Source organism: Liquorilactobacillus uvarum DSM 19971, assembly GCF_001434935.1.
In the GTDB taxonomy this organism is placed as follows: Bacteria; Bacillota; Bacilli; order Lactobacillales; family Lactobacillaceae; genus Liquorilactobacillus; species Liquorilactobacillus uvarum.
In genome coordinates this window covers 1-795 of the sequence record NZ_AZEG01000103.1, presented here as the reverse complement: position 1 = coordinate 795, position 795 = coordinate 1, and the positions used below count along the sequence as shown (strand labels likewise).

Below are 795 nucleotides of genomic sequence, written 5' to 3'. Positions count from 1 at the left end.
GGAAGTTTGTCAAATGGTGTTGAAGGATAGTTTCTATCCTTTGGAGATCTCCTCGTGTGGGAGATCTTTTTTGTTGTTTTATTAGTTGCGGCGTTTAATCTGGTGTGTTGTCTGAATATCGTACTTGAAGGCATAACAAATAAGCCTACCATCGTGACGTTATTGTGGTAGATAATCTAGGCAATCAGCTGGTAGACGCGTGTGAACATATTGGCCTGATTGGAGAAGCCATAACAAGCACGTTTGAGCTCCTTGATCTTACGGTTGATGCCCTCTATCGGTCCGTTAGAGTAGGACGATTTGGCGGCGTTAATTACTCCATTAAGATTCTTTCGTAGGGTATGCATGGCCGTATCTAGGGGCGTGCCGTTAGGCTGATAGTTAGTGATGATATTCTTGAGTTCATCAGCGTGACGCCCCATCAAAGCATCGTGGAGATCGATGTAGGTTTCATAAGCTGTTTTGAAGGCCGGAAACGTATCGGTTCCAATATCAATAGCGTTCTGTTCGGTCGAGTACTCATTCAGGCCGAAGAGGTAGCGGCTCTTTTGTGCGTCAGGGTTGGCCTTGTGGAATAGGCGCCATAGTGATTTCAGTACTTTATATTCCCGCGAATGCTTGTCGAGTTGCTTTAAACATTGAGTGCGAATGGTATCCATCGTCCGGCCCATTAATTGAATAATGTGGAACCGATCAATAATGAGTTCGGCGTTAGGGAATAGTTCGTGCACGAATGCCTGATAGGAGGCGTTCATGTCCATGATGACGCGTTGAACCGCGGCCCGTTCTGCGGTG

General features: G+C 46.3%; 1 pseudogene. It reads right to left on the bottom strand.

The features are described from left to right. Window positions 1–176: 176 nt before the first annotated feature. A pseudogene (locus FD20_RS12610) lies at window positions 177–795 on the bottom strand (ISL3-like element IS1165 family transposase); the annotation flags it as partial.